The sequence below is a fragment of the Dorea sp. 210702-DFI.3.17 genome, from assembly GCF_020560825.1.
Classification (GTDB): Bacteria; Bacillota; Clostridia; order Lachnospirales; family Lachnospiraceae; genus Dorea; species Dorea formicigenerans.
The window spans coordinates 43,492-61,886 of the sequence record NZ_JAJCNB010000004.1 but is presented as its reverse complement, the minus strand read 5'-3'; the positions used below and the strand labels follow the sequence as shown (position 1 = coordinate 61,886).

Below are 18,395 nucleotides of genomic sequence, written 5' to 3'. Positions count from 1 at the left end.
AGATACAAGAATTCTCTGCATTGTTACATGGTGCTTTTGAAAAATCTTGGCACGACAAATAAACCTCATTGCTGAGGCTTTTTGAAATTATTTAGTTAGTCGATTCTAAATGCGCAAAGGTATTCTCTGCTGTGGTTTTCCAAGATGACCACCACAGCATTTGCAAACAGTAACCTTGATACCATAAAGAGTTTCAAGTATCTGAGGTGTTTCCATATCTTTCAGTCGTGATAGATACTGCTTACAACCAAGAAGATTCCGACATAATGCCAGATGCTTGGTCTTGCTTCGAGTACATAGTAATCCGTAGTGTCTGATTCTAACAAATCGTTTCGGCGGTACATGCATAAGGAATCTACGGATGAATTCAACTCCGGAAATGGTGAATTCTTTCCACTTACCTTTTTCACGATAATCTTTCACATAGTATGTAACAGTATTTTCGTCCATACGGATGATGCGGTGATTACTGATAGCGATTCTATGTGTGTACTTACCAAGATAGTTAATAACAGACTGGGCACCATTGAAGGTTTTCTTGCAGTGAGGGATCCAGTCTTTTTCATAGCAGGTGTTAAGAAGCTCTTTGAAGGCATAGTGGTTGCGATATTTTACACTGCTACCATGAAACTGAAGTTTATTTTCTTCCCATAAGATTTTAAGTTCATTCAGATATTTACCCCGGAACAACTTTGATAAAACTTTTACGGGAAGAAAGAATTCTTTACCTTTATCACGCCACTGATTTTTAGCAGTCAGGCCACCGCCAAGTAGAATGACCTGTATGTGAGGATGGAAGTTCATTTCAGAGCCCCAGGTATGCAATACACAGATATATCCAACCTTTGCACCCAGATGCTTCGTGTCTGCTGTTAACTCATTGATTGTAGCTGACACAGAATGATACAGTGTATCGTATAGAAGCTGTTGGTTGCTGTAGATTAGTGGATTTAATTCTTGAGGTACTGTGAATACTATATGAAAATAAGGTGCATCCAATACATCTTCACGGCGTTTATCCATCCACATTTCTTTTGGTAAAGCCTGACACATGGGACAACATCTGTTACGACAGGAATTATAATGAATCTGGGTATGACCACAATCTTCACATATACTGATGTTAGCTCCATAGGCACCGGTCTTACAGTTGATGATACAGTGTGCGACCTTAGACTGCACCGGAGAAGGTGAGTATTTTTCAAGATATCCGGGATAGAATCTCAAAAAGATATCCTGTACCGTTGGTTTATCCAAAAGCTCCACCTTCTTCCTTGTCAAAAGGACTGACGATGCCAAGAACTGTTTTATTGCTCAAGTGCAGATAAATTTCAGTAGATTTAGGTGAACGATGTCCAAGTAATGATTGAATATATCGAATATCAACGCCATCCTCTAAGAGATGTGTTGCAAAACTATGCCTTAGACAATGGGAATGTACATCTTTGGATAAACCTGCTTTTTTTACGGATTTACGCATTTCCAAACCAGTAGCTGAAGGAGTAAGATATTCACCTGTCCACTGATTCGGAAATAGAATTCCTTTCGGCTTGCCACATTTAAACCAGTACTCAGTAAGAATGTCGAGAGCTCTTTTGGATAAAATAGCATAACGAGAGGAATGTGTTTTTGAATTGCGGATATAAATCTGCATATTTGTACGGGAAATGTCCTCATAGTTAAGGTGAATTACCTCCGATACACGTAATCCGGAAGAATACATAAGTGCAAACATTGCTTTATATTTTAAGTTAGGAGTAGCATCAAGCAGCCTTTCAACCTCTTCGCGTGTCAGTACACGTGGGATAGCATAGTCATTGATGGCTCTGGGAACAAGGTTATCATCCCAAAGTTTTCCTAAAACACGCTTATAGAAAAATACCAATGATCCATTTTTATTATTAAGGGTAGATGATTTATCGCCTTTGTCCTTTAAATATAAAAGGAAATCTCTTGCGTCTTCACAAGTGAGATCTTCAGGGTGTTTGTTGATAAATTTCAGAAAATCTCTCTGACATTATTTTTATAAGTTCGAATGGTGCCGGGTTTCAGATTTCTAAGCTTGCCAACATCTTCGATTTTATTAATATATGATTCGTACATAAAATAACCTCCATGAAATAAATGTGGTAATAACAATAGTAACTACCCATCATGGAGGTGCATTTGCAAAATAAAACTGCTTGTGTAAGCAGCCTAAAGATGATATTCTTTTCATAGGCAGTTGTTGGGACTAAGCCCGTGTTTGAAGTTTGTTATTGGTGGTACTTTAACAATACTATCTTGGGACAATCCTGTCACTGCCTTTTTTTGAAAAAGTAAAAAACTGCGCCACAGCCTTGGCAGGCCATCGCGCAGCGATTTTGTTCAATTGTGAATTTCTGATACGCATTAAGTTATCCCAGACATCAGCTTTTCCAAGTAGATTCATCCCGCCATGCCATACTATTTCATCATCAATAACGGCAAAACATTCTTCTACTTCTGTTCTTGTTATCACATTTATTCCTACCAATTGCATTGCTCTGATTAATTCATAACATACATCTGACTTTCCGTAAGTAATATCTTCCGGATCTGTTGTAATAACTGTGACCTTTACCCCTACTTCCTGTCTCTTCTTTATTAAAAATAAAAATCTGTCAATTTTATCCTGTCTGATATCCGGACTGGAAATTACCACCATTTTTTCTGACTCTACAATGTCTTGCTCAAATTTTTCGGTATAATTTGCAGAATCAAATATTGCATTTATTATTTGTTTAGGTTGCAACTCTTGCGTCCAGATTGAAAATCCCATTTTTCTGTATGTTCTCAACCTTTTTGCATACATTTTATCAAAATAACGCACATGTGAATCGATATAATCATACACATAAACGGCTTCTTTTCCGACATAATCTCTGTTCAATCTGCCTACATACTGTTCCAGGCGTCCTTCAAAAGATACAGGTGCTGCAAGCATTAATACATCCAGTCTTGGGAAATCAAATCCTTCTCCTATTTTCTGACCAGTTGCCACTAAAATAAGCGATTCATTTTCAGGTATCTGCTTTAATTTTACTCTTATTTCAGCATTTTCCTTATCCGAATTATCCCCATACAGAAGGAATACATGATCTGCTTTTTCCTTTAAGGCATCATGTAAAAATTTTGCATGTTCCTTAAATCTTGTCAAAATTACAGGAGTTTGTTTTCTTGCAACACAAGTTATAACATCATCTATGATCATTTCATTGCGCACCTTACTGGTACTAATCAAATTATATGCTTTATTAATATTATCCTTGCTTTCTGCAGTATCAACTACTCTTGTGTATCTTGGGACAAAATAATGTCCAATCCCCTGTTCTTTAGCCCTCTCTAGCGCAGTAAATCTATGTCTCAAAGGTCCCAGCAGCATATAGATAATCCGATCAAGACTGTCGCCACGTTTAGGCGTAGCAGAAACACCATACACGTATTTTGCATTTATTTTCTGCAATAATTCCATAGATGTATTAGAAGCTGCGTGATGACATTCATCCATAATTACCATTCCGTAAGAATTAATTCGTTCATTAAATTTTCCTCTGCTGTACATCGAACCAACCATTGCAACATCTATGATCCCCGTCAATGTATTTTTATTTCCGTGCAAAACGCCTATCACACTATTCCTTTTTTTCTTTCTTCCTGTTTTTGTTTCATATTCCGGTGGTTCTTCTCTTATCTCTAAGAAATGATTCAATTCATCAACCCACTGATTAAGCAAATCTTTACTTTGCAGCAAAATGAGCGTATTTACTTTTCGCTCTGCAATAAGATAACTACATACTACAGTTTTTCCAAATGCAGTTGCCGCACTCAGAACCCCATCTGAATGTGATAATAATTTTTCTGCTGCTAATTCCTGTTGCATTCACAAATCACCTTTAAAAGATACTCTGATAGGTTGTCCTGTTTCTCTTTGATCTGAAACATCAACTGAAATGCCTGCTTTTTCACATTCCTGTATAATATTTTCCCGCAGTCCTCTCGGAATCCGTATATATCCATCTATATCCTTACCTAAATATACAGCACTAAAATTATAATAATTAGAATATCCCAGCCTTTTATTTTTGTAAAATTCCGGATTATCAAATGCCGCCAAACTACGAATCTGATTTTGTATTCTTGGCATAAGATTCAGAGTATCAATATAAACTCCATTGCCTAATACCATGTGCAGCTTGCCCACAACATCTGACTTACAAAACTCACATTTCTTCTTCCATGGTTTCGGTCTGACATTCTTCTCAATATTAGTAAGCGTTCCTCTGACTTCTGCTAATTCACCCTGCCATTTTGCCATGCATTGTTCAACATCTTCTATTCCCAGCTTTCTTGTTTTATTGAAAAGAGCATCCCATTGATCAGGATATGCATTCCAATTTTCATCTACAAAAGCACTATTTCCATTTTTAAGTGCCTGCCCCTGTAATGGCAATGCAATCAAATTACCTATGCTGCTTGCCACATCCTGCGAAGGATACATTCTATCATAATAATGAAACGATTTCAGATTGATGGAAGTTGAACCCTTGTCTAACAGGAGAAATCCAAAATTCCTTGCTGTTGCCGCAGGTATTGCTTTTTTAAAGAAAATCCATACATGGGCACCTTTTCCAGATCGAGATCTCTCAACTAAAGGTCTGATACCATTAAGCTCACACATTTTTCTAAGCGCATCCACTTCTTTATGCCACTCATTATCCGTATTTGCAAAGTCCGTAACCTCTGCTCCTTTTTCGTGATTGTCAAAATCAAATACAATAAATCTGCATGTACCATTTGGCAGTAAAGGATATACACCTATTACATCTGATCCATCTTCTTTTGTGCCTAACAAATGATCAATTATTTTTTTAACATCCAAACTAATCCATTTGGTATTTTCACATTCATCACACAATACCTTCTCTTTACGTTGTTTAGGGCAAAGCCGGTCATTCCAACGATTCGCACATTGTGGAAAATAGCCCCCGTTCTTTCCTCTTCTGGCATATACATCTTCTCTTCCCCAAAACATCGAAAAGAAACGTATTGCCATTTTCTCTGTAATATACGGTGGATTTACAATACGATTCCCTTGATCTAGGTCATATTCTTCTGCACTTTCTATTTTTTCTTCAAAAGGATTCACCTCTTCATAGTAAATGCCTGCTTTCTTCAATTTATCTTTTAATATCTTGTTCTCATATTCAAGCAACCTAACCATCTTTCTCAATGAATCCGCATCATATGCTTCTATGTTCAAACCTTCCACCTACAATTCTTATCATTTCGTAATATAACCTTTATTTTGTGTCCCAACTTTATTTTAGTACTCGTTCCAACTATTTCCAATACTTATTTTTCCTATTGACGCATTTCTCTGTCAATCGTATAATTAATACACAAAAACCCTCTAAGACAATAGGTGTTTCACTATCTCTTAGAGGATATTTCTTTAATTTAAATGGTATCTGGTAATATTTTTCCAATTTTTCGGGAAACCCATTTTATTCAATAATTCAACTTCACTTATATGCTCTACTTCTCTGTTTACCCGGTCAATCTCTTTTATGAGCTTTCTTTTAAATTCCAGAAAATCTTTTCCAGGTAATAGATATCTAAAAGCAATCACCACAGCAAACAAATCTTGTTTTCCTTTTTCGTACTGATTACCGCTCTGTGGTAATGAAAGTTTTTTATGAAGCGGTGTATCCGCAATAGCATCTACTGTTCTGTATGTAAACAGTCGTTCCCCATGGGCACATACATTCCTATACTTAGTGAGAACAGATAGAAACTGTTCCATCTGATGCTGATTCAAAGGTTCAAAGTTTTTTGATACTTTTGATTTTAAGGACTGCGGAAACACTCGGAACATTTTTGATAAGTTTCCAAACGTAAGTACATTTGCCAAAACCCATAATGGAATTTCACCATATGTCTTGCGGTAATAATTGATATATGTATAATCTGTGGTCGTTGTTGCTCGTTTCAAGGTCGCTATCAACTTTACGATTGTTGCATGATTTCTTTTTGTATTATTATAATTATTAGCATCCAGGTACTGCTTCTGCTCTGCTCCATACATTTCAGTAAAATAGTATGACATCAAAGAACGCATCTGTCGCTCAATCTGCAGTAAATATTTAAAGAACAACTCTCTAAGCTCTGCATCAAACTTATACAAACTGACTATTTCTTCAAAACTTGTTCCTGCTTTATATTTTTTTGTGTTTGATATTCTAAAAAGATGTTTATATCCTCCCATAAGAGGAAAATATCCTATTTGGCGTAACATCTCTTCCGCATATTCTCTGTCTTTTATTTTTATTCCCTTTTCATCACTGATCCAGGAAACCTGGTCACTAAAAGAAGAGAATTTTTTCGGTGTCTGCATCTCATTTCTCCTTAAAACAAAAGAGGGAGAGACCCGCAGGCTCTCCCCCGCCTGTAGGCTTCTCAAGTTTCTACAGAACGATCACTGAGCTTAGTATACGTCATTTTAAATGTCCTGTCAATACGCCAAAACATTCTCTGTCATATCAGCTCAAAATTATTCTATGCTGTTTTTTCTTCCTTATTCTGTTTTTCTTCCTCCAACTCCCGGAGGACTTCTTCGCCGTACTTATCAATCATCCGTACCAGAAAATCAATGCACCGCTCAAATTCAATATTCTGTTGCATAAGCTCCTCCCGTTATTGTTTGATCTGAGCTTATTTTACAGAACCTGCCTGAAAACCACATTGAATAGAAATTGATTGTAAATTGACACAATCAATTTAAAAAAATCCGCATTTCCTTGAATCGAATATATGTTCGTGTTATGATGGATATACTTAATCTTAACTACGAAAGGGGAATTTCTATTGAATCGATGCGATTTTTCTTCTATTAGCACTTGCTTAAAAAATCATATCAGCGAAAGTAATCAAATGAGTCAGCCTGATTTTTTATACGAATTATTTGAAGATTTTATGGATGATCCGGCAAATCAGGATTTTTCAATGGATAATGGTCTGATTTGCCGCTGGATGACTGGTCAGGCTAAAATCAGTCCTAAAATATCCGCTTACTATTCCAAGCCATCCAATCAGGAAAAATTAGCCCATACCATCCACCAGAATCTTCTTCCACTGATGTCTGACTGTAATATGGCTATACAAGATATTTACACTTTATTCATTCAGGATGACAGCATCTCAGATGCGAAAAAGAAAAATCTGACTCCCTTATATAAACCAGCCAGTTCAAGACTGCTGTTTCTTGCAAAACTGATTTCTTTTGGCATGGAACGTCAATTCATCAAACGTAATACCAAAAATCAGAAGCTACTCGCCGGAGGAGCTTTATCCCCCATTGTGCTGGATTATATTATGGACAGTGAGGTTCCGAAACCATGCCGTCATTTTATCGGAAGAGATAAAGAACTGGAAGAATTATATACCATGCTGATTCATTTAAGTATTGCAGCCGGATTATTCACCATGAAATGCATCTTGCATTTGACTATCACAGCTTGAGACATACTCACGCGACACTGCTGATCGAATCTGGCGCAAACGTAAAAGATGTTCAATCCAGACTTGGACACACCAATATTGAAACCACATTGCAGACTTACGTACATGATACCAAAGCAATGGCTGAACAATCTGTTGATATTTTCGAAAGAATTACACATTCTAAAACTTCATAACATATTATAAGGGCGAACGTGCTGATTGTTCAACATGTTCACCCTTTCTTCTTTCATGACATCTTTTTTATTTTTGCGGGTGGCAAATGGGTGGCAAACAGACTGAACTTCACCAAACAATGCCGTAAAACCGCCTATTTCCGCGATAAAAGTGCCACTGTTTCTATATGCACTGTGTTCGGGAATAAATCCACACATGCAATCTTCTCTACCTTATATCCTCTTCCCTGGATCATCTCCAGGTCCCTTGCCAGGCTGGTCGGTTTACATGCGATATAGACAAGTCTGTCGACCCCGAAATTTAGTATCTTCATCAAGGCTTTTGGATTCACTCCGTCACGCGGCGGATCCAGCATGATAAGATCTGGTACTTCTCCAAGTTCATCGATGACTTTTAAGACATCTCCTGCCCAGAAAGTACAGTTGTCCAGTCCATTTAATTTTGCATTGACCTTAGCTGCCTCAACTGCTTCTTCAACAATTTCAACACCGACTACTTTCTTCGCTACCGGCGCCAGAATCTGTGCAATTGTTCCGGTTCCACTGTAAAGGTCAAAAACTACTTTTTCATTCGTATCCCCGATATATTCTCTCGCTTTTTCATAAAGCACTTCTGCTCCAAGTGAATTTGTCTGGAAGAAAGAAAATGGTGTGATTTTGAACTTCAGTCCAAGTAATTCCTCATAGAAATAATCCTGACCCAAAAGTACTTCTGTTCCTTCGTCTTTTACAATATCTGCGAGACTGTCATTCTTCGTATGAAGAATTCCGACAATCTTTCCGGTAAGCTCAAGTGCCTGAAGTGCTGCTGCCCATTTATCCAGAAATTCCTTTGGTTTACTGTCAAAGCCTTCTTCTGATGCTGTTACAATATCAATGAGGATTTCTTCCGTCTTCACTGCTTTTCTCACGAGTAAATGCCTGAAATACCCATCATGTCTCATGCGGTGATAATATGGCAGGCCTGATTTTCTCGCACATTCCAGTGTACAGGCCAATATCTTTCTGTAATCACCGTCTACAATCTGACAATCACATACATTGACTATATCGTGGAAACTGCCTCGTTTGTGCATACCAAGCGCCAGCGGTCCGTCTTTGTATTCGTCACCAAAAGAGAACTCCATTTTATTACGGTACTCACTTTTTACCGGACTTTCCAGTACACCTTCCCAGATATAGTCTCCGTCAACTGCCTCATCCATCATTGACTTGACTTGTGACTCCTTTAATTTTACCTGTTCTTCATACGGCAGATTCTGATAAGTGCAACCGCCGCACTGTCCGAAATGCGGACAGGCAGGTTCTATCTCCTGAGGCGCTTTCTCGATTACCTCCAGGAGCCTTCCTTCTGCTTTTCCTTTTTTCACTTTATTTACTGAAAAACGTACCTTCTGACCAGGCACACCATTTTTTACAATGACGCATCTGTCCTCCTGTGATACATTTACAATTCCTTTATTCGGGAACTCTACGGATTCGATGACTCCTTCGTATACCTGTCCTTTCTTCATAGCGTTCTCGTCCTCCTTTACAGACTATCTATTTTTTATAATGAGCTTTCCAGCGTTTACCATCCTGTTCCAGCTTCATATGAGAAATGCTCTTAACATATTTTTTGAACTGGGAATATCCATAATCATTTAGTTTGAAATCTTTGTATTTATCATACACACGATTTCCGATGGCACCAAGATCCATACCTGCTTCTCCGGCACCTTTCACCAAATTACGTACAAACTGGTCTACGTCTTCTTTTCTCGCACGGTTCTCTTTTAATGTAACCCAAGCTACATGACCATGTTTCACAAGCTGTATTCTGTCAAATTCCTCAAAAAACTTGGAAAGGCTGCTATATCCGTAACTTCGCACGTCAAAATCCGGATAAAGGCTGACCAGTCGGCTTCCTACTTCGCCAAGTCCGGTCTGCTTATTATTATCCTGATTCTCCATGATCATCTTAATAACTGCATCTTCGACCTTCTCACGCCCCAGCACTTCATGAGATTCTTCCCCTCCATCTTCCAAGCCTTTCTCTGACAGAAGATTTTCCAGAATTGTGAATTTGTCGCATGCTTTTCGAAATGGCTCCGGCGTCTTATTTTCGCCCATTCCAATAACCATCTTACCGCTCTCTCTTAATCGGCTCACCAGTCTTGTAAAATCACTGTCACTGGATACAATGCAGAATCCATCCACATCCTTTGCATAAAGAATATCCATCGCATCTATAATCATCGCAGAATCTGTGGAATTCTTTCCCTGCGTATAAGAGAACTGCTGGATCGGTGTGATCGAGTTCTTAAGCAGCTCATCCTTCCAGCTTGAATGCTGCGTATTCGTCCAGTCTCCATAAATTCTTTTGTACGTGATATTTCCATATTTTGAAAGCTCTGTTAAAATCGGCTTTATATACCTTGCAGATACATTATCTGCATCAATCAACAGAGCAAAGCACTGTCCATCCATCATCCACCTCGTCCTGTAAAAAAGCAGGCATCTCAGCCTGCTTTTTACTTACTTGTTTTGTTGTTCTGAACCTATATCTGATCCTCGTCATTGAAGAAGTCATCATCGAAATCATCGTCAAAATCATCCTCAAAGTCTTCCAGATAATCCGGGGTAAAGAAGCAATATACTGCATATGCGATTGCTGCAACTGCTGCCACAGCACCGATCACTGCCAGTATCCAAAGAACTGTCTTGGAAGCTTTCTCTTCTTCCTTTTTGTTAATCAGATCGTTCAGCTTTGTTGTTGCAATAAGCTCATCAATTTTACTCATATCCCTCGTCCTTTCCCTTGCCCTTTGCAAGTCACATTATTGTATATTATTATAACACTGGTCTTACAATATTACTACACATTTATTTTATAAAATTTGCAAGTATAATTTGAAGGTATAATTTGAAAGCTGCAAAGTTTGTCAGTGTAAAATTACCTTTACAAAATTCTCTGCTTCTGCATATTTCTTATATCTTCTGTAATTTTGCGAATGCCGCAAACATCTTCTTCGTTCCAGGCCCGTCAAAATTTACCGTCACTTCGTAGTCACGTCCGCCTTCGACTATCGACAAAACTGTACCTTCACCAAATTTTATATGGCGTACACGGTCACCGACTCCATACTCCAGCTTTCCCCCTGCAGGCTTTCCAAAGGATTTTCCCTGCTGTACTGCTGCAAATGCTTTCGTCTTAAATGCCTGTCTCGCCATCTGGTAGTCCGTTTTTCTTTCCGGTTCTTCATGATCCGCGTGGTCTGTGAGACTTTTTCCATTTCCGGAAAATTTATTTCCCGTAGATATCAGTTCCAGCGGAACTTCCTTTAAGAAACGTGACATTTTATTATACTGCGTCTCACCGCGGACCATACGTCTTCTTGCACAAGTCATAGTCAGTTCGCTCTGGGCTCTTGTAATACCTACATAACAAAGTCTTCGCTCTTCCTCCAGTTCGTCCGGATCATCAGCTGTCACTGTCATATAGCTTGGAAACAATCCGTCTTCCATTCCGGCAAGATAAACGCGTGGAAATTCCAGTCCTTTCGCACTGTGTAACGTCATGAGCACCACATAATCACTGTTCTCATCCAGATTGTCAATATCTGCCACCAGAGCGACTTCCTCAAGAAATCCACTCAGTGTTACCGGTTCATCATGCTCTTCGCATACTTCTTCATAAGCAACGACTTTATTTAAAAGCTCATCGATATTTTCAATTCTCGCCTGAGCCTCTATCTCACTCTCTGCCTGAATGCTCTCGATATATCCGGTTTCGTCAATAATTTCCTGCATCAGTTCATGAAGTGTCAACTCCTTTGCATCTACTTTAAAGTGCTCGATCAATGCTACAAATGACTCAAGCTTTGACACGCCTCTTCCGATATCCGGGATAAGGTCAGCTCCCTTAAGACATTCATAAAATCCTTTTTCATGCATCGCAGCATACTCCTGCACACGATTAATGCTGGTAAGACCGATTCCTCTTTTTGGTACATTGATAATTCTTCGCACCGCCAGGTCATCCTGACCATTATCTACGGTTTTTAAATATGCAAGAATATCTTTAATTTCCCGTCTTGCATAGAAATTAATGCCGCCAATAATCTTATATGGAATATTTGCTGTTACAAATTTTTCCTCGAACATACGGGACTGTGCATTCGTACGATATAAAATGGCGTTGTCCTGATAGTCGCACTCGCCTTTTTCCACGTGTTCTTTTATATCGGATACTATGTATTCCGCCTCATCGAATGCAGTATCAAACTGACGAAATGCAATCTTATCACCATCTTCATTGTCTGTCCACAGCGTCTTGTCCTTTCTTCCGTGATTGTGGCTGATCACAGCATTTGCTGCATTCAGGATATTTGCTGTGGAGCGATAATTCTGCTCCAATTTAATGACTGCTGCCTTTGTAAATACTTTCTCAAAATCCAGAATATTACGGATATCTGCCCCACGGAATTTATAAATAGACTGATCATCATCTCCGACTACACACAGATTCTGATACCTGGAAGCAAGCAGACGTACCAACTCAAACTGCACCCCGTTCGTATCCTGATACTCATCTACCATAATATAGCGGAATCTCTCCTGATAATATTCCAACACATCGCGCTGTGTCTGGAATAGCTGAACTGTCTTTAAAAGCAGATCATCAAAATCCAGTGCATTGTTAGCTCGAAGCTGCTTTTCATACTCTTCATACACATCTGCAATCTTTTTCTGATGAAAATCTCCGCCCGACTGAAGCCGAAATTCTTCCGGAGTCAACATCTCATTTTTTGCATGAGAAATGGTTCCGATCAGCATACGCTCTTTGTAGATTTTTGTGTCAATCTGTAACAACTTGCACACATCCCTCATCAGTGTCTTCTGATCATCTGTATCATAAATTGTAAAATTCGTGTCATATCCAAGCAATGCAATATGGCGTCTTAGTATCCGCACACACATAGAATGGAATGTACTCACCCAAATACTTTCTGAGCCGAACCCAACCAGATTATCCACACGTTCCCGCATCTCTGCTGCCGCTTTGTTCGTGAATGTAATTGCCAAAATATTCCATGGATTGACGCCTTTTTCTTCAATCAGGTACGCAATCCTGTGGGTCAGGACTCTTGTCTTACCTGATCCCGCTCCTGCTAAAATAAGAAGCGGTCCTTCCGTGTGAAAGACTGCTTCCTTCTGTTTATCATTTAACGTATCATATATACTCAAGTTCTTTTCGTTTCCTTTCTTATTATTTTCCACCTGTCATCTTCTCATGCTCTCGCATGATCTCATCATGAAGTGCCACCGATGTCCAGTTCTTATTCATCTCTGTCAAAACGGCTTTTAACGGAACCTGAACTTTTTCTTTTCTCATACGCTGCAATGCCTGATCCAGCATACGCTCATTTTCCGGACACATTAAGAGCATCTCATCTTGAAATACAGCTTCTATTTCTTTCGCTTTAACACCAGCTTCTTCATTTATTGATTCCGTTGTTCTGCCTTCTGCAACTTCACCAACCGGAAGCAAGTATTCTTTTTCCTCCACATGACGGACTCTGTAGCCTAAAAATCCAAAAATCAATCCAATTTTCCGACCTTTTGTCGTCCCTTTTAAATTATAACAAAGTACTGTTGCCCGCACCTTAATCCTCCTGTCTTCCAATAACCAAGAATATTCCAAAGCATATTTTTATATTATAACAAAGATAAAAAAGAAGCGCAATGACCTATGAAGCTGAAAAGCTATTGTTCCTGTGTTGAACAAGCGCTATCACTGATTAAGAATCTGTTTCTATAATACGGTATCCCACTCCGACTTCTGTAAATATAAACTGTGGCTGACCGGGATTTTTTTCGATTTTTCTACGGATATTTGCCATATTCACACGCAGGATACGGTTATCCCCCTTCATGTTTGGTCCCCAGATTTCTTTCATCATGTAATCATATGTCAGAACCTTGCCTGCATATTTTCCAAGGAGACTTAATAACCGGAACTCATTCTGGGTCAGTCCTGCGTCTTGTTCCTCCACATAGACCCGGTGTTTATCATAATCTATCACCAATTTTCCATTTAAAAATGTGACTTTCTGCCTCTCTCCCTGATTCTTGCTTGTTCCACGGAAATGTCGGATCGCAGCCCGAATCCTTGCAAGAAGTTCTGATGTTCCAAATGGTTTTGTTATGTAATCATCAGCTCCCATATCGAGCGCTTCTACCTTATCTTTTTCATGATCTCTGGCAGAAACTACAATAATCGGCATATTGGACCACGCACGGACTTCTTTTAAAATCTTCATGCCGTCCATATCCGGAAGTCCCAGATCCAAGATCACCACATCTGGACATCTGGAAGTGATCAGACTATATGCTTCCTTTCCTGTCTCAGTCGCGATCACATCATAATCATTGGCCTCCAGGATCGTCTGTATAAACTTTCGAATATTTTTATCATCTTCTACTATTAATACACGGTCTTTAATCTCCATTCTGTTCTTCCTCCTCAAGCGGTAATGTAAATAAAATCTTCGCTCCGCCATCTATCTTATTCTCTGCCCAGACTTTTCCCCTGTGCGCATCTATAATACTTTTACATACCGAAAGTCCGATTCCCATACTCCGTTTATTATCGTACATCTCACCTTCCCGGTGACTGATCTGACCTGTAAATAACATTGGCAGAATCTTTCCATCAATTCCTTTTCCATTATCTTCAATAGAAAATATAGCTTCTGTTTCATTCGCAGATATGGTTACCTTCACCTGCGTCGTCGATCCTCCATGTATCACAGCATTTTCCATAATATTCACAATGACTTGCCGGATCAGGATTGGATCCATCGGAACAATAACAACTTCTTCTGGAATATCCACCTCGACTTTTATGTCCGGGAAACGCTTTGAAAACTTTACAACTGCACTGCTGACAATCTCTTCTGCCAGTTCTTCGTGTGTCGTAAGTCTTGTTCCTTCATCATTCATCCGGGTAATGGATAACAGGTTCTCCACCATCCGTACCATCCACTGTGCCTCTTCTTTGATGTTCAAAAGCAGCTCTTCTTTCTGCTCCTCTGTCAAAACATCTTTATTATCTATAATTCCAGCCGCTGCTCCTTCTATAGAAGTAAGAGGCGTCCGGATATCGTGAGACACTGCTCTTAGAAGATTTGCTCTCATTCTCTCTTTTTCTGCCTTTAACCGCACATGCTCCTGCATCTTGATCTGAGTCATCAATGCACTTACTGAAATAGATACTGTCAGCATTACAATAAATGTAAGCGGATAGCCGGTCACAGTAAAATCCACTTGAAAATATGGATAGGTAAATATATAATTGACTCCCACAACTGCCACCATAGATGCCAGCACCCCATAAAAATATCCTTCTGTAAGTCTGGATACACAAAGTACTGCCAACACATAAATAAGCGGCACATGCGTGTCTGTCGGAACAAGCGGCCTCAAAATAAAACATATAGCTGTTGCTGCTGCCAGCATTGCAGCCGTAATAATTATATTTTTCAAAATTTTCATATAGATATTCTCCATTCCACCGCCAAATTGATAGCACAATACATCTCTTTAGGTGCTCCTATTATATCACATACATATGTTAAGATTTTGCTAAAATCAAAAGGGACAGCACCTTTTTCAGATGCTGTCCCTTTTGATTCTTCTATCTTCACTTACTGATATAAGCTATACCCATATCTGACTTTCCGGTAAATCTTCCATACCAACATCACCGGTACACTTAATGTCAAAAGTATCGATGGTACTCCTCCAATCAAAACTAACAAGACTACTAAAATTGCATTGATCATCTTCGTTGCCTCCTCGTAATTTTCTTGCATTCACCTTACCACACACACGTACTCTTCTCCACTAATCTAACCTATTTTTAACTGCTCATTAGCTCGTTATGTTATTTTCTTAACAATATGTGAACATTTTATTTTTTGCTTGTCATATAGTTTTTATTACTATATAATATCTATATTGAGGTGACAATTATGAAGATTAATATGGATGAACTACTGGACAGCATGTTAGAAGGTATTTCCAATATGGATTATGTACGCTCTGAGGATATACCGAATATTGAATTATATATGGACCAGGTGACCAGCTTTATGGACGAACAGTTAAGCTCCAGTAAGCGGTACGATGATGATAAGATTCTGACAAAGACAATGATCAATAATTATGCAAAGAACAACCTTCTCCCACCACCGGTTAAGAAGAAGTATTCCAAAGAACATGTGGTTGTCATGATTTTTATCTATTATTTTAAAACGATCCTGTCCATCAAGGATATTGAGACGATTCTTACTCCAATTACGGAAAAGTATTTTGATACAGACAGTGCTGTCGATATTGCATCTATCTACGAAGAAGTCTGCGACACAGCAAAGAGCCAGATTCAGAATTTAAAAGATGAAGTCCGCGAAGCATACGAGACTTCTCAGAATACTTTCAAAGATATGGAAGGTCTCTCTGACAGTGACCGGGAATATCTGCAGTTATTTTCTCTAATTTCTTCTCTTAGCTTTGATGTATATGCAAAGAAAGCTCTGATTGAAAGGATTATTGATGAATTACCAGAACCAGTACACAAAAAAAAGTAGCCATCATCGGCTACTTTTCTTTTCGCACAAATACACTCTCCGGTCTTCCTCTGGAAGTAGTTCTCTTTTTGTATGCAACTTTCAATATTTCTTCACGCTCTAATGTTGACAGAAAACGGTTCGCACTTCTTTTGGTAACTCCTAACCTGAACGCAAGTTCCTGTGCTGTAATCTCTTTTTCTGCAGATGACTCCAAGGCAGACATAACTTTGCTGACCGTGATCGGTGATAGTTTTGACTGAATATCCCGGTAAGACTGATTATCAACCATAAATGTCTCAGTTGCCTCCACTCCAAGAGGGCCGATCAGTTCTTCCTTTTCTGTTACTACATAGCTCGTATTCTTTTTTAGTTCTGCCTCATGGCATGCATTCAACGCATTCAATCTTGCCTGGGCGATTCCTGCTCCAAAACCATAGCCAATACAAAAGTTCCAGCCGGTCTTTCGTTTCTTAAGTTCTGCAAACAATCCATCTCTTGACAGATCCTCCGTTATTTTAAGAACATCTTTTTTGGTTGCAAGAATCTCCATTCCATAATGATATCTGTGAAGTGAAAATTCTGTGATACCATTTCCAAACATTTCCATCATCATGCTTTCCAACCGAATGTAATTAGAATCCAGCTCTCGCAAATAACTAACTGAATTCTCCTGTCCTAACAGACGAACTACAATGACACATGGCTGGCGTTCTTCCAGTTCCCGTTTTTCAATATCACTGAGCAGTCTCTCACAGACATTTTGTACATACTGTTGTCCCGGATAAGGAAAATATACATTGACTCCTTGCTCTTTTAATCTCTTTACAATGCTTGAAAAACGTGTAATTGAAAGATCTGTCTTTCCTTCTTTCCACAGATTCAGATGTTTCTCATACTGTTCTTCTTCCAGTTTCTGCATCCTTTCCAATGTAAATGTCTCATTAGAAAGAATGGTAAGATCCGGCATTGTCTCCCGTCCTTCTACAAATGCCGTCAGATTACCACCAAACAATTCCATGATATCTGCATATACTCTTCTAAAATCAAGCTTTCGATTCTGCTGCAAAAGCTTCAGTAGCAGACGATACATGGCTGTGTCATCGGTGTTAAAACATCCAATCGGACGCTTCTCTTCCGGATAGTAAAGATGAATCATATGTGCCGGAAAACTTCCGCTTGCTAAAATCCCATCATATTCCGGTCCGATTTTTTTATAAATATCCTTAATATCTTCGAATTTTTCATATGTAAAGACGTGATACTGAAACCCCATATCCAACTCAGTAATCATATCCTTTATGAATTGTTCCAAAAAATCGGTCGCGATAATTGCTATCTTTTTCCCCACATTCCGACCTCCTTCTGCTTTGTTCCATAATATGATACCACACTTTTTCTGATATGGCTAACTGCCCTTTTCACACTTCTTATATTCGTACATTTCTTATTAATTATTCCTAATTAAAATCACTGTTTTTTGTGCAATACATATATTTTATCCAGAATATATCCTTTATTCTTTTTAAACAAAGGGACTGTTTCTTTTCCGAAACAGTCCCTGATATCATTCTCATTATTCTATCTGAATTTTTTCTTCTTATTTATTTTCTTCTTCACTTCCCATGCCAATTCGTTCAAATACCATATCATATCCATCATTGCCATAGTTTAATGAACGATTCACACGGCTGATCGTTGCTGTGGAAGCTCCTGTCTTATCTGCGATCTCCAGATAAGTCTTGTGCTCTCTTAACATCTTTGCAACTTCAAATCTCTGAGACAACGATAACAGCTCATTGATCGTACAGATATCCTCAAAAAATGTATAACATTCTTCCTTATTCTCCAGACTTAAGATGGCGCTAAAAAGATAGTCAACCGCCTCCGTTCTGATCTTCTTACTCATATATATTTACACTCCTTTGTTTTCATATCTCATCATTGTTACATTTTAACACAGTAAATTTTTAAAGTCCATACATTTCCTTTCGAAAGGTACAAAAACACTGTTTTTCCTTTACATTATCTCAATATTTTTATTATAATAAATCCAGGCAGTTTTAAT

General features: G+C 38.6%; 16 protein-coding genes and 3 pseudogenes. 3 read left to right on the top strand and 16 right to left on the bottom strand.

Annotated elements, in window-relative coordinates; genetic code table 11:
• Positions 1 to 105: 105 nt before the first annotated feature.
• From LI149_RS04825 to LI149_RS15445, 6 genes and pseudogenes are all read right to left on the bottom strand, one after another.
• Entirely contained in the window at positions 106 to 1,257 is a 1,152-nt protein-coding gene (locus LI149_RS04825) for an IS91 family transposase (RefSeq protein ID WP_173785623.1), read from the bottom strand.
• A pseudogene (locus LI149_RS04820) lies at positions 1,250 to 2,103 on the bottom strand (tyrosine-type recombinase/integrase). Before LI149_RS04820 ends, LI149_RS04825 begins: the two are co-directional and overlap by 8 nt.
• Positions 2,104 to 2,278: 175 nt before the next feature.
• Positions 2,279 to 3,901, bottom strand: coding sequence for a DEAD/DEAH box helicase family protein (locus LI149_RS15550; RefSeq protein ID WP_331464032.1), 1,623 nt, complete (start codon positions 3,899 to 3,901; stop codon positions 2,279 to 2,281).
• Positions 3,902 to 5,281: a hypothetical protein gene (locus tag LI149_RS15545; protein ID WP_331464031.1), complete on the bottom strand. Its 1,380-nt coding sequence runs from the start codon at positions 5,279 to 5,281 to the stop codon at positions 3,902 to 3,904.
• Positions 5,282 to 5,473: 192 nt separating this feature from the next.
• The gene (locus tag LI149_RS04810) at positions 5,474 to 6,286 is read right to left on the bottom strand and encodes an Abi family protein (RefSeq protein ID WP_243099749.1); all 813 of its coding nucleotides are present in this window, start codon (positions 6,284 to 6,286) and stop codon (positions 5,474 to 5,476) included.
• A gap of 290 nt (positions 6,287 to 6,576) precedes the next feature.
• Positions 6,577 to 6,702, bottom strand: a complete 126-nt coding sequence (locus LI149_RS15445; protein ID WP_015540934.1) for a hypothetical protein — start codon at positions 6,700 to 6,702, stop codon at positions 6,577 to 6,579.
• 249 nt (positions 6,703 to 6,951) lie between these two features.
• Here LI149_RS15445 and LI149_RS04805 point away from each other — a divergent pair.
• Positions 6,952 to 7,470 (top strand): annotated as a pseudogene (locus LI149_RS04805) (Archaeal ATPase); the annotation flags it as partial.
• Positions 7,471 to 7,529: 59 nt separating this feature from the next.
• Positions 7,530 to 7,715: pseudogene (locus tag LI149_RS04800) on the top strand (tyrosine-type recombinase/integrase); the annotation flags it as partial.
• 134 nt (positions 7,716 to 7,849) lie between these two features.
• Here LI149_RS04800 and rlmD read toward each other — a convergent pair.
• The 8 genes from rlmD to LI149_RS04760 all read right to left on the bottom strand — a co-directional run bounded on the left by rlmD (position 7,850) and on the right by LI149_RS04760 (position 15,574).
• Positions 7,850 to 9,229 carry a 23S rRNA (uracil(1939)-C(5))-methyltransferase RlmD gene (rlmD, locus tag LI149_RS04795; RefSeq protein WP_227143023.1) on the bottom strand — a complete coding sequence of 460 codons (1,380 nt, stop codon included), beginning with the start codon at positions 9,227 to 9,229 and terminating at the stop codon, positions 7,850 to 7,852.
• A gap of 28 nt (positions 9,230 to 9,257) precedes the next feature.
• Positions 9,258 to 10,184: an NYN domain-containing protein gene (locus tag LI149_RS04790; RefSeq protein ID WP_117494601.1), complete on the bottom strand. Its 927-nt coding sequence runs from the start codon at positions 10,182 to 10,184 to the stop codon at positions 9,258 to 9,260.
• Between the two features lie 71 nt (positions 10,185 to 10,255).
• Positions 10,256 to 10,498: a hypothetical protein gene (locus LI149_RS04785; protein ID WP_005335510.1), complete on the bottom strand. Its 243-nt coding sequence runs from the start codon at positions 10,496 to 10,498 to the stop codon at positions 10,256 to 10,258.
• A gap of 187 nt (positions 10,499 to 10,685) precedes the next feature.
• Entirely contained in the window at positions 10,686 to 12,944 is a 2,259-nt protein-coding gene (gene pcrA / locus LI149_RS04780; protein WP_227078527.1) for a DNA helicase PcrA, read from the bottom strand.
• 22 nt (positions 12,945 to 12,966) lie between these two features.
• Positions 12,967 to 13,362 (bottom strand): DUF3783 domain-containing protein, encoded by a 396-nt coding sequence (locus tag LI149_RS04775; protein ID WP_181975763.1) that lies wholly within the window; start codon positions 13,360 to 13,362, stop codon positions 12,967 to 12,969.
• Between the two features lie 136 nt (positions 13,363 to 13,498).
• On the bottom strand, positions 13,499 to 14,209 hold the full coding sequence (locus LI149_RS04770) for a response regulator (protein WP_005335503.1): 711 nt from the start codon (positions 14,207 to 14,209) through the stop codon (positions 13,499 to 13,501).
• Complete coding sequence (locus tag LI149_RS04765) at positions 14,199 to 15,254, bottom strand: DUF4118 domain-containing protein (RefSeq protein ID WP_227078504.1); 1,056 nt, start codon at positions 15,252 to 15,254, stop codon at positions 14,199 to 14,201. Before LI149_RS04765 ends, LI149_RS04770 begins: the two co-directional genes overlap by 11 nt.
• A 152-nt stretch (positions 15,255 to 15,406) precedes the next feature.
• Positions 15,407 to 15,574: a hypothetical protein gene (locus LI149_RS04760; RefSeq protein WP_005335500.1), complete on the bottom strand. Its 168-nt coding sequence runs from the start codon at positions 15,572 to 15,574 to the stop codon at positions 15,407 to 15,409.
• A gap of 159 nt (positions 15,575 to 15,733) precedes the next feature.
• Between LI149_RS04760 and LI149_RS04755 the strand changes: the two genes are divergently transcribed.
• Positions 15,734 to 16,348, top strand: coding sequence for a DUF1836 domain-containing protein (locus LI149_RS04755; protein ID WP_227078502.1), 615 nt, complete (start codon positions 15,734 to 15,736; stop codon positions 16,346 to 16,348).
• A 10-nt stretch (positions 16,349 to 16,358) separates the two neighbouring features.
• On the opposite strand, the gene LI149_RS04750 is transcribed toward LI149_RS04755, so the two are convergent.
• Positions 16,359 to 17,678, bottom strand: a complete 1,320-nt coding sequence (locus LI149_RS04750) for a hypothetical protein (protein ID WP_227143022.1) — start codon at positions 17,676 to 17,678, stop codon at positions 16,359 to 16,361.
• 249 nt (positions 17,679 to 17,927) lie between these two features.
• Complete coding sequence (locus LI149_RS04745; RefSeq protein WP_005335489.1) at positions 17,928 to 18,236, bottom strand: YerC/YecD family TrpR-related protein; 309 nt, start codon at positions 18,234 to 18,236, stop codon at positions 17,928 to 17,930.
• Positions 18,237 to 18,395: the final 159 nt, after the last annotated feature.